This is a genomic window from Mycolicibacterium flavescens (assembly GCF_001722335.1).
Taxonomy (GTDB): Bacteria; Actinomycetota; Actinomycetes; order Mycobacteriales; family Mycobacteriaceae; genus Mycobacterium; species Mycobacterium flavescens.
In genome coordinates this window covers 247,911-273,610 of sequence record NZ_MIHA01000001.1, presented here as the reverse complement: position 1 = coordinate 273,610, position 25,700 = coordinate 247,911, and the positions used below count along the sequence as shown (strand labels likewise).

The window sequence follows — 25,700 nt, the reverse complement described above, 5'->3', positions numbered from 1 at the left end:
CGCGCGATGCCGCCCGGAGAGGCGACTGGGCGACGGTGGCGCCATGAGCACTGCTTCTGTACTCATCGCCCCCGACGACACGCCGACCAGCACGACGCCGCGCTACACGCTGCTGCTGTCCGGCGACGCCAGCCTGATCGAGGCGGCCCAACGACTCCGCCACGACGTGTTCACCTCCGAGCCCGGCTACGCGCTGACCGGATCGCCCGATGGACGCGACGCCGACCGGTTCGACGAGCACTGTGACCACCTCCTGGTCCGCGAGGACAACTCGGGCGAACTGGTCGGCTGCTACCGCATGCTGCCGCCGCCCGGTGCGATCGCCGCCGGCGGTCTGTACATGGCCACCGAATTCGACGTGCGCGGGCTGGATCCGTTGCGGCCCGGCCTGGTCGAGATGGGCCGGGCGGTGGTGCGCGCCGAGCACCGCAACGGCGCCGTGGTGCTGCTGATGTGGGCCGGCATCCTGGCCTACCTCGACCGCAGCGGCTACGACTACGTGACCGGTTGCGTGTCGGTGCCGCTGCAGGCACCCGGCGACCTGACCGCCGGAGTGCAGATCCGCGGCGTGCGCGACTTCGTGCGCCGACGGCACCCCGCGCCCAACCAGTACACGGTGCACCCCTACCGGCCCGTCACCGTCGACGGCCGCGGCCTCGACGACATCGCGCCGCCGGCCCGCATCACCGTCCCGCCGCTGATGCGGGGCTATCTGCGGCTGGGCGCGCAGGTGTGCGGGGACCCCGCGCACGACCCCGACTTCGGGGTCGGGGACTTTCCCGCCCTGCTCGACAAACGTCGCGCCGACATCCGCTACCTTCGCCGGCTCCGGTCGGTCGGCGCGGCCGCAGCGATGGAGCAGGCATGACCACCCCGTGGGTCCCCACGGCGGCGTGCGACGAGAGTTGTGTCACAGTCGAGGACGCCGGCCGGCGCCTGGTGACCGCGACGCGCGCCGCGCTGCGGGTGAGCGCCGCGCTGCTGCTGCTGGCCATGGCGCCGATCCTGGCCGTGCCCGCCCCGGGCCGCGGACGGCTGCAACGCCGCTACTGCCGGCTCATGCTGCGGGCCCTCGGGATCCGCATCACGGTGACGGGTGGCCCGGTCCGCAACCTCAGCGGTGTCCTGGTGGTCAGCAGACACGTCTCGTGGGTCGACATCTTCGTCATCGGCGCGGTGCAGCCCGGCCGGTTCGTCGCCAAGTCCGACCTGGTCAGCTGGCCGGGACTGGGCCTGCTCGCCCGGCTGATGAAGGTGATCCCGATCGAGCGGGCCAACCTGCGGCGCCTGCCCGCGGTGGTGGGCGCCGTGACGCGTGGTCTCCGGGCCGGGCAGACGATCATCGCCTTCCCCGAAGGCACGACGTACTGCGGGCTCGCCTACGGCCGATTCCGGCCGGCGATGTTCCAGGCGGCCGTCGACGCGGGCCGACCGGTCCAGCCGCTGCGCCTGAGCTATCACCGCCCCGACGGGCGACCGTCGACGGTGGCCGCCTACGTCGGCGATGACACGCTGGTGGACTCGATCCGCCGCCTGATCGTGGCGCGGCGCACGGAGGTCCGGGTGCGGGTCGAATCGCTGCAGCTGCCCGGGGCCGACCGCCGCGAGCTGGCCGCCCGCTGCGAGAACGTCGTGCGCGGCGATTCCGCACCACTGTCGAGCGGCCACCTGCTCGCCGCCTGAGCGGATCCGGGGGTCACCGGTCCGGCGGCTATTCTGGACTGGTTATGACCTCGCACAGGCCGGTCTACCTCGACCATGCCGCCACCACCCCGATGCACCCCGCCGCGATCGAGGCGATGACGGCTGCCCTGGCGACCGTCGGCAACGCCTCCTCGCTACACGGCACCGGCCGCACCGCGCGCCGTCGGATGGAGGAATCGCGCGAGACGCTGGCCCGCCTGCTCGGCGCCCGCCCGTCCGAGGTGCTCTTCACCGGCGGCGGCACCGAGAGCGACAACCTCGCCGTCAAGGGCATCTACTGGGCCCGCCGCGACGCCGACCCGCGCCGCGTCCGCATCGTGACCACTCCGGTCGAGCATCACGCGGTGCTGGACTCGGTCGAGTGGCTCGTCGAACACGAGGGCGCCGAGGTGACCTGGCTGCCGGTCGCCGCCGACGGTTCGGTGTCGGCGGCCGCGTTGCGCGACGTGCTGCAGGCGCACGACGACGTGGCCCTCGTCACGGTCATGTGGGCCAACAACGAAGTCGGTACCATCATGCCGATCGCCGAAATGGCGGCGGTGGCAGCAGAATTCGATGTCCCGATGCACAGCGACGCGGTGCAGGCCGTCGGTCAGGTTGCAGTGGACTTCGCCGCCAGCGGGCTGTCGGCGATGAGCGTCACCGCCCACAAGTTCGGCGGGCCCACCGGGATCGGTGCGCTGTTGCTGCGGCGCGACACCGCGTGTGTTCCGCTGCTGCATGGCGGTGGCCAGGAACGCGACGTCCGTTCGGGCACGCCGAACGTCGCCGGCGCGGTCGCGATGGCCGCGGCCGCCGAGGTCGCTGTCGAGAACCTCGAGGCCTACAGTGCGCGGGTCGCCGCGCTGCGCGACCGTCTCATCGACGGGGTCCTGGCCGCCATCGACGACGTCGACGTCAACGGCGCAACCGGTGCGGCACGGCTTCCCGGCAACTCGCACTTCACGTTCCGCGGCTGTGAGGGTGATTCGCTGCTGATGCTGCTCGACGCCAGGGGCATCGAGTGCTCCACCGGCTCGGCGTGCACAGCGGGTGTGGCGCAGCCGTCGCACGTGCTGATCGCGATGGGTGCCGACCCCGCGAACGCCCGCGGTTCGCTGCGTCTCTCGCTGGGGCACAACAGCACCGAGGACGACGTCGACGCCGCGCTCGAGGTGTTGCCCGCCGTGGTCGAACGCGCCCGCCAGGCGGCGCTGGCCAGTTCGGGGGTCGTCGACTGATGCGCGTCCTGGTCGCGATGAGCGGTGGCGTGGACTCGTCGGTCGCCGCCGCGAGAATGGTCGACGCCGGCCACGACGTGGTGGGAGTGCACCTCGCGCTGTCGAGCGCGCCGGGCACGCTGCGGACCGGGTCGCGCGGCTGCTGTTCGAAGGAAGACGCGGGCGACGCCCGGCGTGTCGCCGATGTGCTCGGAATCCCGTTCTATGTATGGGATTTCGCTGACCGCTTCAAAGAAGACGTGATCGACGACTTCGTGTCCTCCTACGCCCGCGGGGAGACACCCAACCCGTGCGTGCGGTGCAATGAGCGGATCAAGTTCTCCGCGCTGGCCGCCCGCGCCATGGCGCTGGGTTTCGACGCGGTGGCCACGGGTCACTACGCGCGGCTGTCCGGCGGCCGGCTGCGCCGCGCCGTCGACGCCGACAAGGACCAGTCCTACGTGTTGGCGGTGCTGACCGCAGACCAGTTGCGGCACGCGGTGTTTCCGATCGGCGACACTCCCAAGCCGCAGATCCGCGAGGAGGCCGCACAGCGTGGGCTGGCGGTGGCCGACAAACCCGACAGCCACGACATCTGCTTCATTCCGTCGGGTGACACCCGCGCGTTCCTGGGCGCCCGGATCGGGGTCCGGCGCGGTGCCGTCGTCGACGCGACCGGAACCAAACTGGCCGACCACGACGGTGTGCACGGCTTCACCATCGGCCAGCGCAAAGGTCTCGGCATCGCCGGACCGGGGCCCGACGGCCGGCCTCGGTACGTCACCGGCATCGACCCCGACACCGCGACCGTGCGGGTCGGCGCCGCCGATGACCTCGACGTCTGGACGCTGGTCGGGGAGCGGCCGAACTTCACGTCGGGTACCGCGCCGGACGGGCCCGTCGAATGTCAGGTGCAGGTCCGCGCGCACGGCGGCCTCGGCGACGGGGTGGCAGAACTGCGCGACGGCCGCGTCGTCGTCGAGTTGCGTACACCGCTGCGCGGTGTGGCCCCGGGCCAGACGCTCGTGCTCTACCGTCCCGACCCCGCCGGCGACGAGGTGCTGGGCAGCGCGACGATCACCCGCTAGCCCGGCACCTTGGCGAGGATGTTCGTCATGATGATGTCGGGCACCGAATCCGGGAACTGACAGGCCGTGACCTCAACCAGCACAACCGACTTCACCCGATAGTCCCGGCCGCACCCTCCGGCCTGGCGGGTCTGCAACGCGTCGGCACCCACCGTCCAGTCGCCGACGAACATCGGACCCAGAGGTGTTGCCGCGCAACGGTCTACATTCGCGACGAGGTCGTCGAACGCCCGCCGTGCCGTCGGGGCGTCACGGTAGGCGGCCGCGCCCTCGGAGATCAACCCGCCCTCGGGAGGATTCTGGAATGTGGTCTTGTGGAACTCCTCGACCTCAGGCCCGAACGTCTGGGTCTCGGCGAAGACCCACCGGCATTGCGGGGGAGTGGTTTCGGCGAGCGCATCGATGTCGACGGGGATCTTGCCGTCCATGCTCGGGATGATCGTCAGACCCTCGCCCGCGCCGGTGATCGCCCGCATCTGCGCCTGGTCGAGAATGATCATCTCCACGTCGACCGGTGAGAGCGAGTCGTCGTCGATCCCCGGAACCGCGCGCATCGCGTGCCCGTCGACGGTCACCGAGCAGCCGGTCGCCACCGCCGCGACCGCACCCCACAGCAGCATCTGTCGCGGCGCCACGGGCATGGCTGTACCTCCCGACCCTTACCGACCGAGATTAGCCCGATCGAATACTGTCAAACGAGTGAGTGCATTCGCCGCAGCGACCGGAATCGGATCGTGGCCAGGAACGTCGGTGCGCGAGGCCGCCGAAGTCGTCATCGGCGAACTGCACACCCTGCCGCACCTGGTCGAACTGCCGGCTCGCGGCGTCGGGGCCGACATGATCGGGCGCGGCGCAGCACTGCTGGTCGACATCGCCATCGACACCGTGCCGCGCGGCTACCGGATCGCCAACGGGCGCACCGCCGCCGGCAGGCGCGCGACCAGCCTGCTCGACGAGGACCTCGACGCGTTCGAGGAGGCGTGGGAGAAGGCCGGTCTGCGCGGCAGCGACCGCACCGTCAAGGTGCAGGCGCCCGGCCCGGTCACGTTGGCCGCGGAGCTGGAGTTGCCCGGCGGCCACCGCGCGATCACCGACGCCGGCGCCCTGCGCGACCTGTCGGCCTCGCTGGCCGAGGGCGTGGCCGCGCACCGCGCGCAGCTGGCCCGCCGGGTGGACGCCCCCGTGGTGGTGCAGTTCGACGAGCCGCTTCTGCCCGCGGCGCTGGCCGGTCGGCTCACCGGCGTCACCAGCCTCACGCCGGTGCACCCGGTGGACGAACCGGTCGCGATGAGCCTGCTCGACGACTGCGTCGCGGCCGCCGGCGTCGACGTGGCAGTACACATCTGCGCATCCGGACTGCCTTGGAAGGCGTTGCAGCGCAGTACAGTTGCGGCAGTGTCGGTCGATGTGTCCACACTCGTCGCCGCTGATCTCGACGGAATCGGTGAGTTCGTCGAAACCGGTCGGACCGTTCTGCTCGGGGTGGTTCCCGCGACGGCTCCGGACTCACGCCCGTCGGCCGAGGAGATCGCCAAGGCCGCCGCCACGGTGACCGACCGGCTCGGGTTCGCGCGCGGCGTGCTCTCCGAGCGGATCGGCATCACCCCGGGCTGCGGTCTGGCCGGTGCCACCTCGGCATGGGCGCGGCGCGCGATCGAGCTGGCGCAGAAGGCGGCCGATGCGTTCGCCGACGATCCCGACGCGGTTTAGTGGACTCGTTCAAGTAGCCGAAAAGCGCGTACAGCCACCGCTCGCGGGGCGCATACTGCGAAGCGCAGGGGTTCGGAGGAGGCGGTTCAGCGCTCGCGCGCGATTGCGCCACTCGATGCCCGTCGTCCGCTCACCTAACTTCGCCGAGATCGACGCCAGGGTTGTCATCGCGGCTCCGATCGCGACCCTCGGGCAGAACTCGGCGGAGACGGACGATAAAACGCAACCAAAGGGTTGCGCATGCACGTCGTGGAGGGGTACGTTCATGCGCAACCAGGAGGTTGCATATGAGTACCGATCGTATCGAGAAGGAAGTTCTGCTGAAGGCGCCGCTGGAGCGCGTCTGGCGGGCGATCAGCGACGCCGAGGAGTTCGGCCGCTGGTTCGGGGTGCGCTTCGACGGGCCGTTCCGGGCCGGGGTCGCGGTGACCGGCGTGATGACGCCGACCGCGGTCGATGCCGACGTCGCCAAGGCGCAGGAACCGTACGCGGGTCTGGCCGACGTGTGGCACATCGAGGCCGTCGAGCCTCAGCGACGGTTGGCCTACCGCTGGCACCCGTACGGGGCCGAAGAGGGGCTCGATCTCACCGACGAACCGACCACGCTCGTGGAGTTCACGCTCGAGGACACCGCCGACGGGGTGCTGCTGCGCATCGTCGAGTCCGGGTTCGACGCGCTGCCAGCCGAGCGCCGTGGGCCCGCGTTCGAGGGCAACAGCGAGGGCTGGGCCGCACAGACCAACCTGGTCCGCAAATACCTCGAGCTCAGCGAGAGAGTGTGAGCGCGGCGGCCGCCGAGGCGCCGCTGTCGTCGTTCTTCAACGCGCTCGGCGATCCCAACCGGCTGCGCATCGTGACCCGGTTGTGCGACGGCGGACCGTGTTCGACGACCGAGCTCACCGAGGTCGTGCCGGTGAGCCGGCAGGCCGCGACCAAACATCTGCTGCTGCTCGAATCGGCCGGATTGGTGCACAGTCAACGCAGCGGCCGGGAGCGGATCTGGCGGATGGAGCCGGCGCCCCTGGCCGACGCCAGCGAGTATCTGACCCGGCTCTCACAGCGCTGGGACCGCGCCATCGACCGGTTGCGGGCCTACGTCGAGGACGACTGAGCGGCGTTCGCTGCTCGATTTGCGCTGTTTTCGCAAGAGACGCGGATAGGGGTTCGTCGGGCGTGCAAGAATGCTTGCACTGGACAGGGATTGTCTTTGCCCCCGAACGAGGAATGGTGCCAGGAGTGAACCCGCGTCTCGCGGCAGGTGCTGGCGTGCTCTCAGCATTTCTGCTGATGAGCGGATCCGGCGCGGCCGTGGCCATCGCGCATCCCGGGCATTCACACGGTTCTGACCGCGGGCACGGCTCCGATCGGGGCGGAAGCCAGGGCCGCGGGTCCGACCACGGCAGATCCGGTGGCGACCGCCGCGACTTCAACAACGGCCGGGGCGACTACGACCGGGGTGACGCCAGGGGCGACAGCGGCCGGAGCAACAAGAACGACAGCAACAACCGCGACGCCTCGGCAGGTAAGTCCGGTGGCGCGCCGTCATCACGGGTCGGCAGCGGTCGCAGCGAGACCCCGGCACCGTCGAGCAACCGGTCCGCCACCGCCAACAGCCCGGCCGCGCGGTCGTCGGCGAGCGTGCCGAGCGCCAGCGCCCCGGCGCGACCGGCCCCCGACCCCGGCCCGGTGGTCAGCAGCGGATCGGTGCAGGCGACCGAAGGCGGCGCCGTCTCATCGGCGGGAACCGACCAGGCGGGCGCACCGGCGTCGGCGTTCGAAACCCCGCAGGTGACGTTCGGTAACGGCCGGACACCGGTGTTCGGCGGGGAAGATGCGCCGCCGACACAATGGCAACCGTCGGTTCCGGCGCCCGTCGCCGAACCGGCGCCGCCGCCCGCGCCGGCGCCGCCGCCGGCACCGTCGTTCGGGGATCGGGTCGCGACGTCGTCGGCGATCGCACGCCAGTTCGTCGGCGCCCCGGCCGCCGAACCCGGTGGCGCGCTCTGGGGCATCGCCGGGCTGCTGCTGATCCCCGCCGCGGGCGCCGCGCTCGGCTATCGGCAGGCCCGCGCCGCGCAGGCCGCCGAGCGGTTGCGCCGGGTCTGATCAGCCCCGCAGATCCTTGCGCAGGATCTTGCCCGACGCCGACTTCGGCACCGCGTCGATGAACGCCACCTGACGCACCTTCTTGTAGGGCGCCACCTGTGCGGCGACGAACTCCATCACCTCGTCCTCGGTCAACTGGGCCCCGGATTGCTTGACCACGAACGCTTTCGGGATCTCCTCGCCGTCGGCGTCGTTGACACCGATCACCGCGGCGTCGGCGATCTGCGGGTGCGCCAACAGCACCGCCTCGAGCTCGGCAGGCGGCACCTGGTAGCCCTTGTACTTGATCAGCTCCTTGAGCCGGTCGACGATGTACACGCAGCCGTCGGCGTCGACCTGAGCCAGATCGCCCGTGTGCAGCCAGCCGTCGTCGTCGATGGTCTGCTTCGTGGCCTCCTCGTTGTTGAGATACCCGGCCATCACGTTGGGCCCCTTGAACCACAGCTCGCCGGTCTTGCTCAAACCCTCGGTGGGAGGGTTGATTTCGTCACCGGTATCGGTGTCCACGATCTTGGACGCGGCGTTGGACACCGTCCAGCCGACCGAGCTCAACGGCGCCTGCACCGTCATGTCGAGTTTGCCGCCGTCGAACGGGGTGATGTGGCTGACCGGGCTCAGCTCGCTCATGCCGTAGCCCTGAACCACGCTGCAGCCGAGCCGTTCTGCGACGGCATGGCCGAGGTCGGCGTCCAGCGGCGCGGCCCCGGACATCACCACCTTGAGCGAAGACAGGTCGTAGTCGTCGATGAGCGGGTGTTTGGCCAGCGCGACGGCGACCGGCGGTGCGATGAACGCGATTGTGCACTTGTGGTTCTGGATGTTGCCCAGGAAGTCGGCGAGGTCGAAACCCGGCATGATCACCAGTCGGGCGCGGGCATGCAGTGCGGCGTTGAGCAGCACCGTCATCCCGTAGATGTGGAAGAACGGCAGCACCGCGAGCACGGTGTCGTCGGGCTCCATTCCGTGCAACGGCCGGATCTGCGCGACGTTGGCGACCAGGTTGCGGTGGGTGAGCATCACGCCCTTCGGGTTTCCCGTCGTCCCGGAGCTGTAGGGCAGCGCCGCCAGGTGCGACGACGGCGCGAAACTGACATCCGGGGGCGGCTGCCCGGGCCCCATCAGGTCTTCGGCGTTGGGGTGGCCGCCGGACTGCCGGCCGTCGCCGTCGAGGACCACGAGGTTGTCGTCGCCGATGCCCGCCGCGGCCGCGGCCTCCTTGGCCTGGGGCAGCAGTGCGCTGACGGTCACCAGCATGCGGGCCTTGGAGTCGGTGAGCTGTTTGGCGATGTCGGAAGCGGTGAACAACGCGTTGACCGTGGTGGCGGTGGCGCCGGCGCGCAAGATGCCGTGGAAGGCGACGGCGAATCCCGAACTGTTCGGCGACAGCAGGCCGACGACGTCGCCGACGCCGATGCCGCGGGCGGCCAGCGCGCCGGCGAAGGCGTCCACGCGGCCGATGAGCTCGCGGTAGCTGGTCTCCCGACCCGATTTCGCGTCGACGAGCGCGATGCGGTCGAGGTCGGCGTCTCCGATATCGCCGAACAGGTAGTCGTAGACGCTGCTGGAGGGGATTTCGACCTCGGGGAAGGGGCTGGCGAAGCTCATGGCTCCGATCGAACCATGGCCGACCGCCGCCCCGTCAACCTTCGTCGAGCAACCGGACGAGTTTCTTGGAAGCGGTCAACCGGAACGAGGCGTCGATCAGTTCGCGCACCTCGTCCCAGTCGGTCCTGCCGGCCGTCAGGTCGAGTCCGAGCCAGCCGAACGGACCCATGTAGGCGGGGAAGAAGAACCGGTCGTCCTGCTCGAGGGCCTGGCGGTCGGACTCGTCGACCTTGACCAGGACGGAGTGCCGGTACTGGATGTAGTCGTCGCCCTTGGCCGCGGGCTTGACGCTGCCGCCGTACAACGCGAACATCTTCGGCGCGCAGAACACCGGCCGACCCCAGGAGATCTTCTCGAAGGCCTCGGGGAAGCCGAGCGCGATCTCGCGCACCTCGGCCAGACCGAAGTCGTCGTCGCGGAACATGACCGGATGCGGCATGGCGGTCAGGGTAGCCGGATGCGCAGACGCGTCCGGGCATCCGACGGTGTCGGGTTCGTCGAGCCGTGTCGGCCCCCTCGGTTAGCCTTCGAGGGTGAGCGCCAAGGCAAGCCCAAATCCGGAGACGACGCTGGCCCAGCAGGCCGAAGGCGGCCCGGACGCCGATCTGCGCCGTCGGTGGCAGGAGCTCGCCGAGCAGGTCCGCGAACACCAGTTCCGCTACTACGTCCGTGACTCTCCGATCATCACCGACGCCGAGTTCGACACCCTGCTGCGCGAACTGCAGGCACTCGAGGACGAACACCCCGAACTGCGCACCGCCGACTCGCCGACCCAGCTGGTCGGTGGCGCCGGCTTCGCCACCGAGTTCACTCCCGCCGAACACCTCGAGCGGATGCTGAGCCTCGACAACGCGTTCACCCCCGACGAACTCGCCGCCTGGGCGGGCCGGCTCAAGGGCGAGATCGGCGACGACGTGAAGTTCCTGTGCGAGCTCAAGATCGACGGGGTGGCGCTGTCACTGGTCTACCGGGACGGCCGCCTGGAACGCGGCGCCACCCGCGGCGACGGGCGCACCGGTGAGGACGTCACCCTCAATGCCCGCACCATCGCCGACGTTCCCCACAAGCTCACCGAGAACGACGAATTCCCGATCCCGAAGGTCCTCGAAGTCCGCGGCGAGGTGTTCTTCCGGGTCGCCGACTTCGAAGAGCTCAACGCCGGCCTCGTCGCGGAGGGCAAACCGCCGTTCGCCAATCCGCGCAACAGCGCGGCCGGTTCGCTGCGGCAGAAGAACCCGGCCGTCACCGCCCGCCGCAAACTGCGGATGATCTGCCACGGCCTCGGACGTGTCGACGGATTCCGGCCCAAGACGCTGCACGACGCCTACCGCGCGCTCAAGGCGTGGGGACTGCCGGTCAGCGAGCACACCGCGCAGGTGCACGGACTGGACGCGGTCAGCGAACGCATCGCCTACTGGGGTGAGCACCGCCACGACGTCGAACACGAAATCGATGGTGTGGTGGTCAAAGTCGACGACGTGGCGCTGCAACGCCGGCTCGGGTCGACGTCACGCGCGCCGCGCTGGGCCATCGCGTACAAGTACCCGCCCGAAGAGGCGCAGACCAAACTGCTCGACATCAAGGTCAACGTCGGGCGCACCGGCCGGGTCACCCCGTTCGCCTGGATGGAGCCGGTGAAGGTCGCCGGCTCGACGGTCAGCCAGGCCACGCTGCACAACGCCTCCGAGGTCAAACGCAAAGGGGTGCTGATCGGCGACACGGTGATGATCCGCAAGGCCGGCGACGTCATTCCCGAGGTGCTCGGGCCGGTGGTGGATCTGCGCGACGGCTCCGAACGCGAATTCGAGATGCCGACGCACTGCCCCGAATGCGGCACCCAACTCGCCCCGGCCAAAGAGGGCGACGCCGACATCCGCTGCCCCAACACCCGCAGCTGCCCGGCGCAGTTGCGGGAGCGCGTGTTTCACGTCGCGGGCCGGGGCGCGTTCGATATCGAAGGTCTCGGCTACGAGGCCGGAACCGCGCTGCTGCAGGCCGGCGTCATCTCCGACGAGGGTGACCTGTTCACCCTCACCGAAGACGACCTGCTGCGCACCGACCTGTTCACCACCAAGAAGGGCGACCTGTCGGCGAACGGAAAACGCTTGCTGGCCAACCTGGACAAGGCCAAGGCGCAACCGCTGTGGCGGGTTCTGGTGGCGTTGTCGATCCGGCATGTGGGCCCGACGGCGGCGCGCGCGCTGGCCACCGAGTACGGCAGCCTCGACGCGATCATGGCCGCCTCCGAAGACGAACTGGCAGTGGTGGAAGGGGTGGGCCCGACCATCGCCGCGGCGGTCACCGAATGGTTCACCGTCGACTGGCACCGCGCCATCGTCGACAAGTGGCGCGACGCGGGCGTGCGGATGGCCGACGAGCGCGACGCCAGCATCGAGCGCACCCTCGAAGGGCTGTCGATCGTCGTCACCGGATCGCTGACCGGTTTCTCCCGCGACGAGGCCAAGGAAGCGATCGTCGCCCGGGGCGGCAAGGCGGCGGGTTCGGTGTCGAAGAAGACCGCCTACCTGGTCGCCGGCGACTCGCCAGGGTCGAAGTACGACAAGGCCGTCGAGCTCGGGGTGCCCATCCTCGACGAGGACGGCTTCGCCGAGTTGCTGCAGAACGGGCCCAAGAGCGACTGAGGCGCGCGTTTGTCCGCCGTGTTCACGGGGCACACGGTTGGGCGAAGCGACCAAGGAGTGGTGATGGCGATCTGCGATACCTGCGGCAACGACTACGACAAGGCGTTCACCGTGTCCTGGCCCGACGGCCGCAGCGCGACGTTCGACAGCGTGGAGTGTGCGGCGATGCAGTTGGCGCCCGAGTGTGCGCACTGCGGCTGCCGCATCCTGGGCCACGGCATCGAGACCGAAGAGGCGATGTTCTGCTGCGCGCACTGCGCACGCAAGGACAGCAATGCCGACGTCAACGACCGCTGGCCGGTGCCCGCGGGCGGCTGAGCTTCAGCGGTACCCGCGCCGGACGTCATCGACGACCCGGGGGTGGTCCAGCGTCGACGGCGTCAGGTTCTGCGGCGCGGTGTCGGCGCCGAACACCGTCGCGGCGTCCAGCGCGCGCTGATCGAGATACCGCAGCGGCGGCACCTCGCCCGGCAGTCTCGGCGTCGGCGGGGTCGGACCGCGGCGGGCCAGCACGAAACCCCAGTCCCCGAACGTGGGCACGTGCACGTGGTACGGCGTCACCGCGAACCCGGCCGCCTCGACCGTCGACACCGTGCGCCAGTATGCGGCCGGTGTGGAGAACGGGCTGCCCGCCTGCACCGTGACCAGACCGTCAGGGGTCAGCACGCGAGAGATCAACGCGTAGAACTCCACTGAGTACAACCGGCCCAGCGCGGGAGTGTCCGGGTCGGGCAGGTCGACGATCACCGCGCCGAAACTCCGGTCCGGGTGTTCGCGCAACCAGCGCATGGCGTCGTCGATCACGACGTGCACCCGCGGGTCGTCCAGTGCACCGGCATTGGCGTCGCGCAGCGTCGTGCGTCCCATCTCGATCACGGCGGGATCCAGCTCCACCTGCACGATATTCTCGATGCCGTTCTGCCGCAGCAATTCCCGCGCCACCAGGCCGTCGCCGCCGCCGAGCACCAGCACCGAACGCGGGTGGTTGGCCAGCGCCGGGTAGACCAGGCTCTCGGTGTAGCGGTACTCGTCGCGCGTCGAGAACTGCAGCCCGCCATCGAGATAGAGCCGGGTGTCGTCACCACGGCGGGTGACGACGATCTCCTGATACGGCGACTGCTGATAGGCGATGATCGGGTCCGCGTAAAGCCGTTGGCGCGTCGAGGTCTGGATCCCGTCAGCATTGACCAGCAGCGTGACCAGCAGGACCAGCGCGGCGGTCAGCGCTGTCAGCGCCGCGGCCAGTTCGCGCCCGCTGACGATGCGGCGCAACAGGAACAGCGCGACGACGCCCGCGGCGACCAGGTTGATGATCCCGGTGGCCGCGGCGCCGCGGATCATGCCCAGCTGCGGCAGCAGCAGGAACGGCCAGAGCAGGCCACCGACCAGGGCGCCCAGGTAGTCGGCGGCGTTCAGGTTGGCCAGCACACGACCGGTGTCGGTGGCCGCCGCGACCCGGCCGCGCTGCAGCAACGTCATCAGCAGCGGGACCTCGGCGCCGACCAGGCAGCCGATCAGCGCGGTGCCGACCACGAGCACCCACAGCGATCCGCCGATGAACGCGAACGCGACGTAGAGCGCCGCGGCCGACAGCCCGCCGATGATCGCCAGCGCGGTCTCCACCGCGATGAACGTCAACGCGGCGCGGTGCAGCAGCGGTTTGACCAGCAGCGCCCCCACGCCCAGCGCGGCGACGTAGCCGGCGACGATCAACGACATCGCGGTCACCCCGCCGCCGTGCAGGCTGGTCGACAGGGTCAGCAGCGCCAGTTCGTAGACGATGCCGCACGCCGCGCACGTCGCCACGGCCGCGAACAGCACCGCCCGCCACCGCGTCGCCGACCCGCCCAATCGCGGTGCGGCGTGGACGGTTTCGTCCTCGGGCGCCGTCATGACAGCGCCGCGGCGTTCACCCCTCCCACAGCCAGCAGGGCCACCGCGGTGGCGATCGCGGCCGGATGAAGCCGTTCCTCGGTGATCAGGTCGCGGAACCGTCCCGGGACGGCGAGTTCCAGCACCACCAGCGCCAGGCCTTGCAGCGCGACCCCGACCAGTCCGTACACCGCCGCGTCGACGAGGCCCTGGCCGAGTTCGGCCGAACTGGCCACGATCGCCGAACTCACCACGATCGCCAGTGCGACGTACATGCCCGAGGCGACCGCGACGGCGTTTGGCCGTCGTTCGACGAACACCAAATGGCGCAGGTTTCCCGGCGTCAACACGTCGGCCATCACGAAGCCGGCGGCGAGCACGGCGACGCCGATGATGAAGTAGAGGATCGCGGCGACGACGTTCTGGATGAGGCTCTCGCCGCTGACGGTCCCGAATTCAACCAGGGCCAGATTCATGGGTTCTCCTTACCTGATCGGCCTGTTGCGCATGTCATTTCGACCCACCCGGCCCGCCTGAACTGCCGCCGGAACCGCCCGCGGGCGCGCCGGGGAAAAAGCCCGGCCCGAGGAAGATGAAACCGCCGCCCATGTATCTGCTGCCGCGGACGTCCTCGACGCGGATCGTGCACGGCCGGTCCCCGTCGGGTCCGACGATCACGATGTCGTCTTGGTAGCGCAGGTATTCGGTGCCGCGGTCGGTGGCGCGGGCCTCGGGGCTCTGATAGTCGGCGAGCCGGTCGGCCACCTCGGTCGGTGATCCGTCGCATTCGTAGCTGGTGGCCTCGCCCGATCGCGAGTACGCGGCGTAGTTCTCGGCGACGTGGGTGCGGATGTCGCGGTTCTGCAGGGAGACGCCCATGATCAGGCAGGCGATCCCGGCCACCGCGAGCCCGGCGGCCAGCAGGAAAAGACCATTGCGGCTCACGGCTGCCACCGGCTCTGCGTGTAGACGACTGTGCCGCCGGCCTCGCCCGGGTACAGATGCCAGGTCTGCCACCGCCATCCGTCACGGTCCGGTTCGGCGGACAGCGCGGTCAGCGCGGCGTCGTCGCCGGGGAAGGCGCCGCCGAGCCAACCGTCGTCGCGTTCGCAGCTGACGCGCAACCGGTGCGCCAGACGCCGGAACTCTGTCGGGTCACAGAACTCGGTGCGCGACTCGATGCGGTAGCCCGGCGCGGTTGCCGCCCCGGGCAGCGCGGTGTCGGTCCGGGCTGTGCAGGAAACTTCTTCGGAGAAAACGGTTTTGGTGCCTTCGATGGTGATCAGATGTGATGCGCCGAGCACGCCGAGCGCCAGTGTGCTGGTGTCGCTGGACAACACACTCGTCGCCAGTGTTTCCGGCGGAGGCGCGTTGAGCGCGAGTCGCAGTGTCGTACCGGACACGTCGACCGGTTCCACAGCGAGCCGATGAAAGGGCAATTCAGAATTCCTAGGTGCCGGGCGACGGCGCCGGGTACACCGTGAGCTCACCGGGGCGCACCGACCTGCCGGTCGAGATCTCCCACGGCATGTCGGGTGCCCACCGCTCGAAACCGAGCAGCACACCCTCGTCGGCGTCGGCGTAGTCGACGAAGTCCATCTCACCGCCTGCAGGCAGCCCCGTGGTGCCTTCCGTGGTGAAAGATGCACTGCCGCGCTCGATTTCGCGACACGTCACCCCGTCGACGACGAGGTCTCCACCCGGCTGCAGCGCCAGATCCTTCCGTCGCTTCCACATCACCAACTCGAGGCGCCCCTCGTCCTCTTCGACGCCGAACCACAGCGGTTCCGGCCCGCCTTCGAGCAGGTGCTCCCACCAGACGAACGGGCCCTGGCGCAGGGTGACCGAGCCGCGGACGACGTAGTCGATCCCGCCGTGGGCGACGATGGCGCCGGGCCCGAGCTGGCGCGGGCCGAACTGCGGCATGGTGGCCGCGAACTTCAGCGGGTCCTCGCGCTCCTGGGGGCGGGCTTTCTTCTTGGGCCGCTGCAACGCCATCACCAGAACGATGACTGCCGCGATGAGTAGCACGGCGGCGAGCAGGATCAGCAGCGTGTCCACCCGGAACCTTCCGTTCGACGGTGAGCGGGACGGTCGGAACCCACGGTAACAGTCACTCCGGTGGGCGCCCGGGGCGCGATTTCAGCGCAGGATCGTCGCGACGACGCCGGCCAGATACCCCAGGCGCGCGACCTCGGACGGCCGGAACAGCGGGCCGCCGGGACGGCCCAGCACCAGCGCGGTCCGCGGATCGCGGAGCGGGGCGGCGGCCAGCGTGGTGTCCATGTCGCGCCACGGCTGCGGCACCCAGTCGGCGTCGGCGTCGAGGGCCTCGGCGTGTTCGAGCGGCAGCCACGGCGTGGCGGCGGTCTGCGTCTCCGGTGCGCTGGGGCTGCCGACGAGCCGTTCGGGTCCCGCGTCGGTCAACCGGATCACGGTGGCCCAGCCGACCCGCAGCACGCGCGGTGCCTCGTCGACGAGGACCTGCAGCTTCCGGTCGCGCGGCGCGGCGGCGATGTGGTCGATCAGTTCGAGTTCGCGGTGCGCCTCGAGCAGCCCGGTGTGCGGCCGGATGCTGTCGACGTAGACGCCCTTGAGCTGCTCGGCGGCGGTGATCAGCATGTCGGGCATCGCACCCGCGGGCAGTTCGACGACGAGGTCGTCGACCGCGTATCCGGCGGCGCGCTCCACGACGTCGAGCGAGAGGATGTCGGCGCCCACCGAACCGAGCGCCACGGCCAGCGAGCCGAGACTGCCCGGTCGGTCCTCGAGCTGGACGCGCAGTAGGTACGAACGCACGCGCACACTGTTTCACAGCACCCGACGCTGAGCATTCCGGCCTCAACGGCGGTGACTAGGCTGCTTGTCGTGTCGCAAATCTCCCGAGACGAGGTCGCCCACCTGGCGCGGCTGGCCCGCCTCGCTTTGACCGAGGACGAGTTGGACAGCTACGCCGGGCAGTTGGGCGCGATCATCGACCACGTCAGCCAGATCCAATCCGTCGACGTCGCAGGCGTCGACCCCACTGACAATCCGCTCACCGATGTCAACGTGTTCCGCCCCGACGTGGTGCTGCCCAGCCTGTCGCAGGACGAAGCGCTCGACCAGGCGCCCAAGGCCGCCGAGGGTCGGTTCGCGGTGCCGCGGATTCTGGGGGAGGCCGAATGAGCGCCTCGGAGCTGACCCGGATGGACGCGGCGACACTGGCCACCAAGATCGCCGCCAAGGAGGTGTCGTCGACCGAGGTCACCCGGGCCTGCCTGGATCAGATCGCGGCGACCGACGAGAAGTACCACGCGTTCCTGCACGTCGCCGAGGAGGAGGCGCTGGCCGCCGCCGCCACCGTCGACGCCGCGGTGTCCGCCGGTGAGACGCTGCCCTCGGCGCTGAGCGGGGTGCCGTTGGCGCTCAAGGACGTGTTCACCACCACCGACATGCCGACCACGTGTGGGTCCAAGATCCTCGAGGGCTGGACGTCGCCCTACGACGCGACGGTGACGATCCGGTTGCGCGCGGCCGGGATCCCGATCCTGGGCAAGACCAACATGGACGAGTTCGCGATGGGTTCGTCGACCGAGAACTCGGCGTACGGGCCCACCCGCAACCCGTGGGACGTCGACCGCGTCCCCGGCGGCTCGGGCGGCGGCAGCGCGGCCGCGCTGGCGGCATTTCAGGCCCCGCTGGCCATCGGGACCGACACCGGCGGCTCGATCCGCCAGCCGGCGGCGCTGACGTCGACGGTCGGAGTCAAGCCGACCTACGGCACGGTGTCGCGGTACGGGCTGATCGCCTGCGCGTCGTCGCTGGATCAGGGTGGTCCGTGCGCGCGCACCGTGCTCGACACCGCGCTGCTGCACGAGGTGATCGCCGGCCATGACCCGCGGGACTCGACGTCGGTCGACGCCGCGGTGCCCGATGTGGTGGCCGCCGCCAGGGCCGGGGCGTCCGGGAACCTGAAGGGTGTGCGCGTCGGCGTGGTCAAGCAGCTGCGCGGCGACGGCTACCAGGCCGGTGTGCTGGCGTCGTTCGACGCCGCGGTCGAACAGCTGACCGCGCTGGGCGCCGAGGTCACCGAGGTCGACTGCCCGCACATCGACTACTCGCTTCCCGCCTATTACCTGATCCTGCCGTCGGAGGTGTCGAGCAACCTCGCCCGCTTCGACGCGATGCGCTTCGGGATGCGGGTCGGCGACGACGGCACCCACAGCGCCGAAGAGGTGATGGCGATGACGCGGGCCGCCGGATTCGGCCCGGAAGTCAAGCGGCGCATCATGATCGGCACCTATGCGTTGTCGGCGGGCTACTACGACGCCTACTACAACCAGGCGCAGAAGGTCCGTACGCTGATCGCGCGTGACCTCGACGAGGCGTACCAGAGGGTCGACGTATTGGTCACCCCGACCACACCGACGACGGCCTTCGGGTTGGGCGAGAAGGTCGACGATCCGCTGGCGATGTACCTGTTCGACCTGTGCACGCTGCCGCTGAACCTGGCCGGGCACTGCGGCATGTCGGTGCCGTCGGGGCTGTCGTCGGACGACAACCTGCCCGTCGGGTTGCAGATCATGGCGCCCGCCATGGCCGACGACCGGCTGTACCGCGTCGGCGCCGCCTACGAGGCCGCCCGCGGACCGCTGCCCACCGCGCTCTGAGGCCGTCGGGCGCGCGGTCGTTGCGCACAAACGTCGACAGAGGGCGCGAACATGCGTGCGCTCGGGGAGGATGAGGACATGCGGATCGGAGTGCTCACCGGCGGCGGTGACTGTCCAGGACTGAACGCGGTGATCAGAGCCGTGGTGCGCACCTGCGACGTGCGGTACGGCTCGTCGGTGGTCGGATTCCTCGACGGGTGGCGCGGGCTGCTGGAGAACCGTCGCATCCAGCTGGCCAACGACGACCGCAACGACCGGCTGCTCGCCAAGGGCGGCACGGTGCTCGGCACCGCGCGGGTGCATCCGGAGAAGCTGCGCGCCGGGCTGGAGCAGATCAAGCAGACGCTCGACGACAACGGCATCGACGTGCTGATCCCGATCGGCGGTGAGGGCACGCTGACCGCCGCGCACTGGCTGTCCGAGGAGAACGTGCCGGTGGTCGGGGTGCCCAAGACCATCGACAACGACATCGACTGCACCGACGTGACGTTCGGCCACGACACCGCGCTGGGCGTGGCCAGCGAGGCGATCGACCGGCTGCACAGCACCGCCGAATCGCATCAGCGGGTGATGCTCGTCGAGGTGATGGGCCGCCACGCCGGCTGGATCGCGCTGAACGCCGGGCTGGCGTCCGGCGCGCACATGACCCTGATCCCCGAGCAGCCCTTCGACGTCGAAGAGGTCTGCCGGTTGATCAAACAGCGCTTCGTGCGCGGTGATTCGCACTTCATCTGCGTGGTGGCCGAGGGCGCCAAACCCGCCGAGGGGTCGATGCAGTTGCGCCAGGGCGGCATCGACGAGTTCGGCCACGAGCGGTTCACCGGCGTCGCGCAGCAACTTGCGCTCGAGGTGGAGAAGCGGATCAACAAGGAGGTCCGGGTCACCGTGCTGGGTCACGTGCAGCGCGGCGGCACCCCGACCCCGTTCGATCGGGTGCTGGCCACCCGCTTCGGTGTCAACGCCGCCGACGCCGCGCATGCGGGGGAGTACGGGATGATGGTGTCGCTGCGCGGCCAGGAGATCGGCCGGGTGCCGCTGGCCGATGCGGTGCGCCAGCTCAAGCTGGTCCCGCAGAGCCGCTACGACGACGCCGCGGAGTTCTTCGGCTGATTATTTCGGCGAACAGACGCAAAGTGACCCGTTTCGCGGCTGTTTGAGGGCACTTTGCGTCTGCTCGCCGGGAAAAGGTGACCCACTAGGATCAGGGGTATGACTGCTGCGACCGCCGATCTGATCGACTACGACGACGTCGTTGCGCGTTACGAGCCGGTGCTGGGACTGGAAGTCCACGTGGAACTGTCCACCGCGACCAAGATGTTCTGCGGGTGCGCCAACCGGTTCGGCGCCGAGCCCAACACGCAGGTGTGCCCGGTGTGCCTGGGACTGCCGGGGTCGCTGCCGGTGCTCAACCAGCAGGCCGTCGAGTCGGCGATCCGGATCGGGCTGGCGCTCAACTGCGAGATCGTGCCGTGGTGCCGGTTCGCGCGCAAGAACTACTTCTACCCGGACATGCCGAAGAACTACCAGATCAGCCAGTACGACGAGCCGATCGCGATCAACGGCTACCTGGAAGTGCCGCTCGACGACGGCACCACCTGGCGGGTCGAGATCGAGCGCGCCCACATGGAGGAGGACACCGGCAAGCTGACCCACCTCGGCAGCGACACCGGCCGCATCGAGGGCGCCACCACGTCGCTGATCGACTACAACCGCTCCGGGGTGCCGCTGATCGAGATCGTCACCAAGCCGATCGAGAACACCGGCGCGCGGGCCCCAGAGATCGCCCGAGCCTATGTGACCGCGCTGCGAGACCTGTTGCGCGGCTTGGGAGTATCGGACGTCCGGATGGACCAGGGCTCGATGCGCTGCGACTCGAACGTCTCGCTGAAGCCGGTCGGCCAGAAGGAATTCGGCACCCGCACCGAGACCAAGAACGTCAACTCGCTCAAGAGCGTGGAGGTTGCGGTCCGCTACGAGATGCGCCGTCAGGCCGCGGTTCTCGACTCCGGTGGCCGAGTCACCCAGGAGACCCGGCACTTCCACGAGGACGGCTACACCTCGCCGGGCCGCAGCAAGGAAACCGCCGAGGACTACCGGTATTTCCCCGAACCCGACCTCGAACCGGTCGCCCCCGACGCCGAGTGGGTGGAGCGCCTGCGCAAGACCATCCCCGAGCTGCCGTGGGTGCTGCGCAAGCGAATTCAGGACGATTGGGGCATCTCCGACGAGGTGATGCGCGACCTGGTCAACATCGGCGCGCTCGACCTCATCGCCGCCACCGTCGAACAGGGCGCCTCCAGCGACGCGGCCCGCGCCTGGTGGGGAAACTTCCTGGTGCAGAAGGCCAACGAGGCGGGGGTCGAACTCGATGCGCTACCGATCTCGCCGTCGCAGGTGGCCGCGGTGGTCAAGCTGGTCGACGACGGCAAGCTGTCGAACAAGCTGGCCCGTCAGGTCGTCGAAGGCGTGCTCGCCGGTGAAGGCGAGCCCGAACAGGTGATGAAGGACCGCGGCCTGGAGGTCGTGCGCGACGACTCCGCGCTGCAGTCGGCCGTCGACGAGGCGCTGGCCGCCAACCCCGACGTCGTCGAGAAGATCCGCGGCGGCAAGGTGCAGGCCGCGGGCGCGATCGTCGGCGCGGTGATGAAGGCGACCAAGGGTCAGGCCGACGCGGCCCGGGTGCGCGAACTGGTGCTCGCGGCCTGCGGCTAGGGCCGCCGTCGCGCCAGGCCCAGCGCCGCCGCCGCGAACTGTTCGAGCCGTTCGCGTGGATACGTCTGCGGTTCGCTGACCGCCAGCCGGCCCAGCATCTCGGCGAACGACAACATGGTGTGACCCAGCAGGGTCGGATCCAGGTCGGCCAGTCGCGGGTCGAGCGCCGCGCCCGCCTTGGCGAGTTGCTCAGCCTGGGACAGGATCGACGACCGCGCCCGCCGTAGCGCGCCGCGGTACTCGCGCGGCGCGCTGTCAGGAAGGGTCAGGATGAGCCGCCACCGGGTCGGGTTCGCCAGCACCACGCCGAGAAACGTAGAGATGGTCGCGACGTACGCGCCGGTCGGCCCCCGTACGGACAGGTCGTCGGGCATCGCGTCGCGGACCTGAGTGACCCCGCGTTCGTGTTCGCGGCTCAGCAGTGCCGACACCAGTTCGCTGCGCGTGCGAAAAACTGTGTACAGCACCGGTTTTCCGACACCAGCGGCTTCGGCCACCGATTCCATGCTGAGCTCGTGCAACGGGTTGTCGGCGAGCACGGTCATGGCAGCGTCGAGCAACTGCTCGCGCCGCTGTTCGGGTGGTAACCGCGGTGCGTACTTACGACGGGCCTGGGCCATGCGCCAATGTTACGCCACCGTTGTATTCGCTGCGGTCAATTGCTACGGTGGCGTTCTATTCGCGGGGTGACAGGAGGTGGACGCGATGGAGATCAGGCGCGACGACTACGGGTTCTTCGGACCGGACTCGCCGAGTTGGAAGGTCTGGGCCGCGCCGACCGCGCTGATCGGTTTCCAGCGCGCGGTGGTGCTCGAACACTTCGATCCGTTCCTGGCCGCCGCGGTCGCGGACAGCGCGGGCATATACGACGATCCGCGCGGTCGACTCGACCGCACCCTGGCCTATTTCCTGACCGTCGCGGTGGCCGACGGCCGCACCGCCGTCGGGGTGGCCGACGCCCTGATGCGGGTGCACGCCCACGCCAAGGGCATCGAGCCGATCACCGGCGCGCGCTACAGCGCCAACCACCCGGACTCACAGCTGTGGATCCACATCACCGGATGGCATTCGGTGCTCAAGTGCTACGAACGGTATGGGCCCGGCCCGTTGTCGCCGGCCGAGGAATCCCGATTCTGGGCCGAAGCGCGGATCGCCGCCGAACTGCAGACGTGCAAACCCGCCGACGTGCCGGCGTCACGAGATGAGGTGCGGCAGTACTTCTCCGAGGTCCGCGGGAGGTTGTGCACTTCAGAACACGCCGACCGCGCAATGCACTATCTGCTGTACACGCCACGCGACCGCGGCGTGCAGCTGTGGGCGGGTAGTCGCCTGCTGGCACCCGCGGCCATCGCGACACTGCCCCGATGGATGCGGCAGATGGGCAGGTTCGATCAGCCCGCGGCCGTCGACGCGGCGGTCACCCCGATCGCGCGGGCCTGGATCCGGGCGCTGTCGGCCCTCGACCGCCGGCCGATGCTGGCGGTCGCCCGTCGCATCGCCCCCGCGACCGCCGACGTGCTCGAAGCTCACCTGACCTCTGGGGCGCCAACCAATGCGCACACCGTCACCCCGGCCGAGGCGCGGGAGCGGTTGATCGCACACGCCTGATCGGGCCGACACCAGCACATCCCAGGCGGCGATCGCCGAGAGCTTCGGCGCGGTCGGCGTCGCGGTGGCGGGCACGCTCGGGGAATGCGCCAGCGTCGCGCGTCGGCCTGCGAATGGTCGACGGCTGAGTTTTATTGGCGCGCAATCAAATCAGGTGGCGTCTTCGTTCTTGCGCGGGAAGCCGCCGCCCTGCGGGAACAACGGGAACACCACGTCGTCGAGCTTCTGCGCGTCGCCTGCGGTCTTGTTCACCGTGCCGCCCCAGATGTTGCCGTCGGGCGACATCGCCAGCGCCCAGGCGTGGCCGTGCTGATCCTGGCGCACCACCTCGGGATCGCCGGTGACCGCACCGGTTTCGGGCGCCATCCGCACCGCGACGGTCTGCTTGGTGTTGACCAGGTTCACCAGCACGGTGCCGTCGAGCGCCGCGCAGCCGGCCACCCCGGGACGGTCGGGCCAGGTCCACACCGTCGAGGTCTTGGAGTCCTTGGTGATCCGCTGCAGGCGGTCACCGGTCGGGGTCCGGTCGGTGATGTACAGCGACCCGTCCGACCCGTCGCGGCACATCCCGCCGCCGGCGCCCAGACCCGACAGCGCCGTCGTCGTCGGGGCCTGATCGACGGTGGTGGGCTGCTCGATGCGCAGCACCTTGCCCGCCAGCGACCCGGGGTTGGCGGCGTCGGCCGGGTTGCCCGCATCCCCGGTCTGCACGAGCAGCGTCGTCGGGCTGGTGAAGATCAACGACCCCGTGTTGCCGTCGGCCCCCTTCGGGATACCGGTCAGGATCGGCTTGGGGATGTCGCCGTCGGCGATGCGGATCACCCGGTTGTCGGTGGGGGTGCTGACGTAGGCGTACATCAACCGGTCCTGCTGGTAGGTCGGCGACATCGCGATGTCCATCAGCCCGCCGTCACCGGAACCGTCGACCGGAAGCGTCGTCTTGACCTTCGGCTCGGCCCGCACCGAGATCTCCTTCACCACACCCGTGGTGCGCTCGGCGACCAACGCGGACTGGCTGTCCGGCAGCATGATCAGCCCGCTGGTGCTGTCCAGGCAGCCCTGCATGACGCCGGGCGCCGGGCACTCCTTGGGGAACGGGGTCGGCGGCAGCGGCGGTGGCGGCGGCGGCGTCGACGTCGGCCCCGGCGCCAGCTCGGGTTCGGTGGTGAAGGGCTGGGACTGGGCGTCGTCGAACCGCGCGCACCCGGATCCCACGAGCAGCGCCGCACACAGCACAGCGAACACACCCCGCAGCGGCCGGCGCACACTCATGCGAGCCAGGTTACGGATCAATCCGCCGGACGCGCCACGCGCACCCGCGCCCGCGCCCCCGGTGAGCACGCGAATTGGCGTGCCGAAGCGCCGCGCCAATACCCGGCTACCGGGTGATGTGCACTTACTCTGGCCATGTGACCAGTCATAGCAATGACCCACGCACCTGGCAGCGGCCCGACGACGCGGCCGGGCGACCGGTGTCGGCGAGCCTGGTCGATCCCGAGGACGACCTTCCGGTCGCCAATTACGGCGGCGACTTCGAGACCACCGCGATCCCGCACTACGACGCCGGCGCCGCGGCCCCGGCGCAGCCCGCGGCGCCCGCCTTCGGGCTGCTGCACGAGCCCGAACCGCTGCCGTACGTCCAGCCGGGCGGGCGGCACGCGATGGGCGGTTATGGTGCCGAACCGGCCGAGATCGAACCCGATCCGATGGCGCGCGGCGCGGACCGTCGCGGCACCCTGGACCTGGGCCTGCTGCTGCTGCGGGTGGCGATCGGTGTGCTGTTCATCGGCCACGGCCTGCAGAAGGCGTTCGGGCTGTGGGGCGGACCCGGGCTCAACGGCTGGGAAACCGAACTGTCCGACATGGGCTTCCGCTACGCCGACATTTTGACCTACGTCGCGACCGGCGGGCAGATCGCTGCCGGCGTGCTGCTGATCCTCGGCCTGTTCACCCCGGTGGCCGCCGCGGGCGCGCTGGCCTATCTGGTCACCGGCGTGCTGGCGCAGGCGATGGTCGCCCACGAAGAGGCCCGGCTGTCGGACTTCCTGACCGACGGCCACGAATATCAGGTGTTCCTGGCCTGCGCGGTCGCGGTGTTGGTGCTGACCGGACCCGGCCGCTATGGATTCGACGCGGGCCGCGGGTGGGCCCGCCGGCCGTTCGTCGGATCGTTCGTCGCGTTGGTGCTCGGCGTGGGCGCCGGTGTGGCGATCTGGGTCGTGCTCAACGGCGGCAACCCGTTCGCCTAATCCGTCGAGTACGGATTCGGTACGCGCCCGCCGCTGGCCTCGGTCAACAACGGCAGCGTCGCGAAGGTCACCGCGGGCAGGCGCACATCGCGGCCGTCCTTGAGGTGGGCGTAGGCCGCCGACCCTTTCCCGAAGCGCAGACCGTCGACGTCGTCCCACCGCAGGGTCTCGCTGCCCAGCAGCGTGCGGGCGGTGACGGTGTCGCGGTCGGCCACGGTGCGGTTGCGCACGACGTACGCCGACAGCCCGACCGGGATGACCAGCAGTGCCAGCACCCACGGCAGACCCGCCAGCACCAGCGTGAGCAGGCTGAGCGCCAGAAACGCGACGGCGAAGTGAGCCATCGGCGAGATGCGGATGACGACGGGGGCGGGGGCGGCCTCAGAACTCACACCGCCATCTTTGCATCGGAGGGCAATTTGACCTGTGACCAGTGCGGAGGCTACCGTCGACGGTTATGCAGACCCTGGGCACGCTCGTAGTAATTGGGAAGCGCGTTGATGCGCTGGCCCAGACTCGGGCATAGCCACCAGCATCGACGCGCGACCCTCGT

28 protein-coding genes are annotated in these 25,700 nt (G+C 69.9%); 16 read left to right on the top strand and 12 right to left on the bottom strand.

Features of this window, described 5'->3' with window-relative positions; all coding sequences use genetic code 11:
- Positions 1-43: 43 nt before the first annotated feature.
- Genes BHQ18_RS01340 through mnmA form a run of 4 tightly spaced genes read left to right on the top strand, consistent with a single transcriptional unit; the run spans position 44 to position 3,991 of the window.
- Positions 44-868 carry a GNAT family N-acetyltransferase gene (locus tag BHQ18_RS01340; RefSeq protein ID WP_069411760.1) on the top strand — a complete coding sequence of 275 codons (825 nt, stop codon included), beginning with the start codon at positions 44-46 and terminating at the stop codon, positions 866-868.
- On the top strand, positions 865-1,683 hold the full coding sequence (locus BHQ18_RS01335) for a lysophospholipid acyltransferase family protein (protein ID WP_069411759.1): 819 nt from the start codon (positions 865-867) through the stop codon (positions 1,681-1,683). The genes BHQ18_RS01340 and BHQ18_RS01335 overlap by 4 nt, the downstream gene beginning before the upstream one ends.
- A 44-nt stretch (positions 1,684-1,727) precedes the next feature.
- Positions 1,728-2,924, top strand: coding sequence for a cysteine desulfurase family protein (locus BHQ18_RS01330; RefSeq protein ID WP_069411758.1), 1,197 nt, complete (start codon positions 1,728-1,730; stop codon positions 2,922-2,924).
- Complete coding sequence (mnmA, locus tag BHQ18_RS01325) at positions 2,924-3,991, top strand: tRNA 2-thiouridine(34) synthase MnmA (RefSeq protein ID WP_069411757.1); 1,068 nt, start codon at positions 2,924-2,926, stop codon at positions 3,989-3,991. Before BHQ18_RS01330 ends, mnmA begins: the two co-directional genes overlap by 1 nt.
- Here the strand turns inward: mnmA and BHQ18_RS01320 are convergent.
- The gene (locus BHQ18_RS01320; protein ID WP_069411756.1) at positions 3,988-4,632 is read right to left on the bottom strand and encodes a sensor domain-containing protein; all 645 of its coding nucleotides are present in this window, start codon (positions 4,630-4,632) and stop codon (positions 3,988-3,990) included. The genes mnmA and BHQ18_RS01320 overlap by 4 nt on opposite strands.
- Before the next feature lie 58 nt (positions 4,633-4,690).
- Here BHQ18_RS01320 and BHQ18_RS01315 point away from each other — a divergent pair, with 58 nt between their 5' ends.
- The 4 genes from BHQ18_RS01315 to BHQ18_RS01300 all read left to right on the top strand — a co-directional run bounded on the left by BHQ18_RS01315 (position 4,691) and on the right by BHQ18_RS01300 (position 7,807).
- Complete coding sequence (locus tag BHQ18_RS01315; RefSeq protein WP_069411755.1) at positions 4,691-5,701, top strand: uroporphyrinogen decarboxylase/cobalamine-independent methonine synthase family protein; 1,011 nt, start codon at positions 4,691-4,693, stop codon at positions 5,699-5,701.
- Between the two features lie 287 nt (positions 5,702-5,988).
- The gene (locus BHQ18_RS01310; protein WP_069411754.1) at positions 5,989-6,483 is read left to right on the top strand and encodes an SRPBCC family protein; all 495 of its coding nucleotides are present in this window, start codon (positions 5,989-5,991) and stop codon (positions 6,481-6,483) included.
- A complete protein-coding gene (locus BHQ18_RS01305) occupies positions 6,480-6,812 on the top strand; it encodes an ArsR/SmtB family transcription factor (protein ID WP_069411753.1) in 333 nt (110 codons plus the stop codon). Before BHQ18_RS01310 ends, BHQ18_RS01305 begins: the two co-directional genes overlap by 4 nt.
- A 155-nt stretch (positions 6,813-6,967) precedes the next feature.
- Positions 6,968-7,807 (top strand): hypothetical protein, encoded by an 840-nt coding sequence (locus tag BHQ18_RS01300; protein ID WP_069411752.1) that lies wholly within the window; start codon positions 6,968-6,970, stop codon positions 7,805-7,807.
- Here the strand turns inward: BHQ18_RS01300 and BHQ18_RS01295 are convergent, their stop codons facing one another.
- The gene (locus BHQ18_RS01295) at positions 7,808-9,412 is read right to left on the bottom strand and encodes a 4-coumarate--CoA ligase family protein (protein WP_069411751.1); all 1,605 of its coding nucleotides are present in this window, start codon (positions 9,410-9,412) and stop codon (positions 7,808-7,810) included.
- A gap of 34 nt (positions 9,413-9,446) precedes the next feature.
- Entirely contained in the window at positions 9,447-9,851 is a 405-nt protein-coding gene (locus BHQ18_RS01290) for an MmcQ/YjbR family DNA-binding protein (protein ID WP_069411750.1), read from the bottom strand.
- 94 nt (positions 9,852-9,945) lie between these two features.
- Here BHQ18_RS01290 and ligA point away from each other — a divergent pair, with 94 nt between their 5' ends.
- Complete coding sequence (ligA, locus tag BHQ18_RS01285) at positions 9,946-12,054, top strand: NAD-dependent DNA ligase LigA (RefSeq protein ID WP_069411749.1); 2,109 nt, start codon at positions 9,946-9,948, stop codon at positions 12,052-12,054.
- Positions 12,055-12,117: 63 nt separating this feature from the next.
- On the top strand, positions 12,118-12,372 hold the full coding sequence (locus tag BHQ18_RS01280) for a metallothionein (protein WP_069411990.1): 255 nt from the start codon (positions 12,118-12,120) through the stop codon (positions 12,370-12,372).
- Positions 12,373-12,375: 3 nt separating this feature from the next.
- Here BHQ18_RS01280 and BHQ18_RS01275 read toward each other — a convergent pair whose 3' ends face one another.
- The 6 genes from BHQ18_RS01275 to BHQ18_RS01250 all read right to left on the bottom strand — a co-directional run bounded on the left by BHQ18_RS01275 (position 12,376) and on the right by BHQ18_RS01250 (position 16,725).
- On the bottom strand, positions 12,376-13,947 hold the full coding sequence (locus BHQ18_RS01275) for a polyamine aminopropyltransferase (protein ID WP_069411748.1): 1,572 nt from the start codon (positions 13,945-13,947) through the stop codon (positions 12,376-12,378).
- On the bottom strand, positions 13,944-14,402 hold the full coding sequence (locus BHQ18_RS01270; RefSeq protein WP_069411747.1) for a DUF350 domain-containing protein: 459 nt from the start codon (positions 14,400-14,402) through the stop codon (positions 13,944-13,946). The genes BHQ18_RS01275 and BHQ18_RS01270 overlap by 4 nt, the downstream gene beginning before the upstream one ends.
- Before the next feature lie 34 nt (positions 14,403-14,436).
- Positions 14,437-14,871, bottom strand: a complete 435-nt coding sequence (locus BHQ18_RS01265) for a DUF4247 domain-containing protein (protein WP_069411989.1) — start codon at positions 14,869-14,871, stop codon at positions 14,437-14,439.
- On the bottom strand, positions 14,868-15,365 hold the full coding sequence (locus BHQ18_RS01260; RefSeq protein ID WP_069411746.1) for a DUF2617 family protein: 498 nt from the start codon (positions 15,363-15,365) through the stop codon (positions 14,868-14,870). The genes BHQ18_RS01265 and BHQ18_RS01260 overlap by 4 nt, the downstream gene beginning before the upstream one ends.
- Before the next feature lie 10 nt (positions 15,366-15,375).
- Positions 15,376-15,987 carry a DUF4178 domain-containing protein gene (locus BHQ18_RS01255; RefSeq protein WP_069411745.1) on the bottom strand — a complete coding sequence of 204 codons (612 nt, stop codon included), beginning with the start codon at positions 15,985-15,987 and terminating at the stop codon, positions 15,376-15,378.
- A gap of 81 nt (positions 15,988-16,068) precedes the next feature.
- Positions 16,069-16,725: an ACT domain-containing protein gene (locus BHQ18_RS01250; protein ID WP_069411744.1), complete on the bottom strand. Its 657-nt coding sequence runs from the start codon at positions 16,723-16,725 to the stop codon at positions 16,069-16,071.
- Between the two features lie 69 nt (positions 16,726-16,794).
- Between BHQ18_RS01250 and gatC the strand changes: the two genes are divergently transcribed.
- The 4 genes from gatC (at position 16,795) to gatB (ending at position 21,290) form a co-directional block, all read left to right on the top strand.
- A complete protein-coding gene (gatC, locus tag BHQ18_RS01245) occupies positions 16,795-17,094 on the top strand; it encodes an Asp-tRNA(Asn)/Glu-tRNA(Gln) amidotransferase subunit GatC (protein ID WP_069411743.1) in 300 nt (99 codons plus the stop codon).
- Positions 17,091-18,578: an Asp-tRNA(Asn)/Glu-tRNA(Gln) amidotransferase subunit GatA gene (gatA, locus tag BHQ18_RS01240; RefSeq protein WP_069411742.1), complete on the top strand. Its 1,488-nt coding sequence runs from the start codon at positions 17,091-17,093 to the stop codon at positions 18,576-18,578. The genes gatC and gatA overlap by 4 nt, the downstream gene beginning before the upstream one ends.
- 78 nt (positions 18,579-18,656) lie before the next feature.
- Positions 18,657-19,688, top strand: coding sequence for an ATP-dependent 6-phosphofructokinase (locus BHQ18_RS01235; protein WP_069411988.1), 1,032 nt, complete (start codon positions 18,657-18,659; stop codon positions 19,686-19,688).
- Positions 19,689-19,787: 99 nt separating this feature from the next.
- A complete protein-coding gene (gene gatB / locus BHQ18_RS01230; protein WP_069411741.1) occupies positions 19,788-21,290 on the top strand; it encodes an Asp-tRNA(Asn)/Glu-tRNA(Gln) amidotransferase subunit GatB in 1,503 nt (500 codons plus the stop codon).
- Here the strand turns inward: gatB and BHQ18_RS01225 are convergent.
- A complete protein-coding gene (locus BHQ18_RS01225) occupies positions 21,287-21,910 on the bottom strand; it encodes a TetR/AcrR family transcriptional regulator (RefSeq protein WP_069411740.1) in 624 nt (207 codons plus the stop codon). The two genes, gatB and BHQ18_RS01225, sit on opposite strands and share 4 nt — an antisense overlap.
- 85 nt (positions 21,911-21,995) lie before the next feature.
- Between BHQ18_RS01225 and BHQ18_RS01220 the strand changes: the two genes are divergently transcribed.
- A complete protein-coding gene (locus BHQ18_RS01220) occupies positions 21,996-22,898 on the top strand; it encodes an oxygenase MpaB family protein (RefSeq protein WP_069411987.1) in 903 nt (300 codons plus the stop codon).
- A gap of 150 nt (positions 22,899-23,048) precedes the next feature.
- Here BHQ18_RS01220 and BHQ18_RS01215 read toward each other — a convergent pair whose 3' ends face one another.
- Entirely contained in the window at positions 23,049-24,170 is a 1,122-nt protein-coding gene (locus tag BHQ18_RS01215) for a PQQ-dependent sugar dehydrogenase (protein ID WP_069411739.1), read from the bottom strand.
- A gap of 137 nt (positions 24,171-24,307) precedes the next feature.
- Here BHQ18_RS01215 and BHQ18_RS01210 point away from each other — a divergent pair, with 137 nt between their 5' ends.
- Complete coding sequence (locus BHQ18_RS01210; protein ID WP_069411738.1) at positions 24,308-25,147, top strand: DoxX family protein; 840 nt, start codon at positions 24,308-24,310, stop codon at positions 25,145-25,147.
- Here the strand turns inward: BHQ18_RS01210 and BHQ18_RS01205 are convergent.
- Positions 25,144-25,491 carry a PH domain-containing protein gene (locus tag BHQ18_RS01205; RefSeq protein ID WP_109789168.1) on the bottom strand — a complete coding sequence of 116 codons (348 nt, stop codon included), beginning with the start codon at positions 25,489-25,491 and terminating at the stop codon, positions 25,144-25,146. The genes BHQ18_RS01210 and BHQ18_RS01205 overlap by 4 nt on opposite strands.
- Positions 25,492-25,700 lie beyond the last annotated feature (209 nt).

Coding starts and splice junctions, on each gene's coding strand:
- mnmA (WP_069411757.1), top strand. CDS start 2,924: ATGCGCGTCCTGGTCGCGATGAGCGGTGGCGTGGACTCGTCGGTCGCC.
- BHQ18_RS01295 (WP_069411751.1), bottom strand. CDS start 9,412: ATGAGCTTCGCCAGCCCCTTCCCCGAGGTCGAAATCCCCTCCAGCAGC.
- BHQ18_RS01280 (WP_069411990.1), top strand. CDS start 12,118: ATGGCGATCTGCGATACCTGCGGCAACGACTACGACAAGGCGTTCACC.
- BHQ18_RS01225 (WP_069411740.1), bottom strand. CDS start 21,910: ATGGCCCAGGCCCGTCGTAAGTACGCACCGCGGTTACCACCCGAACAG.
- BHQ18_RS01335 (WP_069411759.1), top strand. CDS start 865: ATGACCACCCCGTGGGTCCCCACGGCGGCGTGCGACGAGAGTTGTGTC.
- BHQ18_RS01290 (WP_069411750.1), bottom strand. CDS start 9,851: ATGCCGCATCCGGTCATGTTCCGCGACGACGACTTCGGTCTGGCCGAG.
- BHQ18_RS01215 (WP_069411739.1), bottom strand. CDS start 24,170: ATGAGTGTGCGCCGGCCGCTGCGGGGTGTGTTCGCTGTGCTGTGTGCG.
- BHQ18_RS01330 (WP_069411758.1), top strand. CDS start 1,728: ATGACCTCGCACAGGCCGGTCTACCTCGACCATGCCGCCACCACCCCG.
- BHQ18_RS01320 (WP_069411756.1), bottom strand. CDS start 4,632: ATGCCCGTGGCGCCGCGACAGATGCTGCTGTGGGGTGCGGTCGCGGCG.
- BHQ18_RS01275 (WP_069411748.1), bottom strand. CDS start 13,947: ATGACGGCGCCCGAGGACGAAACCGTCCACGCCGCACCGCGATTGGGC.
- BHQ18_RS01270 (WP_069411747.1), bottom strand. CDS start 14,402: ATGAATCTGGCCCTGGTTGAATTCGGGACCGTCAGCGGCGAGAGCCTC.
- BHQ18_RS01220 (WP_069411987.1), top strand. CDS start 21,996: ATGGAGATCAGGCGCGACGACTACGGGTTCTTCGGACCGGACTCGCCG.
- gatA (WP_069411742.1), top strand. CDS start 17,091: ATGAGCGCCTCGGAGCTGACCCGGATGGACGCGGCGACACTGGCCACC.
- BHQ18_RS01235 (WP_069411988.1), top strand. CDS start 18,657: ATGCGGATCGGAGTGCTCACCGGCGGCGGTGACTGTCCAGGACTGAAC.
- BHQ18_RS01310 (WP_069411754.1), top strand. CDS start 5,989: ATGAGTACCGATCGTATCGAGAAGGAAGTTCTGCTGAAGGCGCCGCTG.
- gatB (WP_069411741.1), top strand. CDS start 19,788: ATGACTGCTGCGACCGCCGATCTGATCGACTACGACGACGTCGTTGCG.
- BHQ18_RS01205 (WP_109789168.1), bottom strand. CDS start 25,491: ATGGCTCACTTCGCCGTCGCGTTTCTGGCGCTCAGCCTGCTCACGCTG.
- BHQ18_RS01340 (WP_069411760.1), top strand. CDS start 44: ATGAGCACTGCTTCTGTACTCATCGCCCCCGACGACACGCCGACCAGC.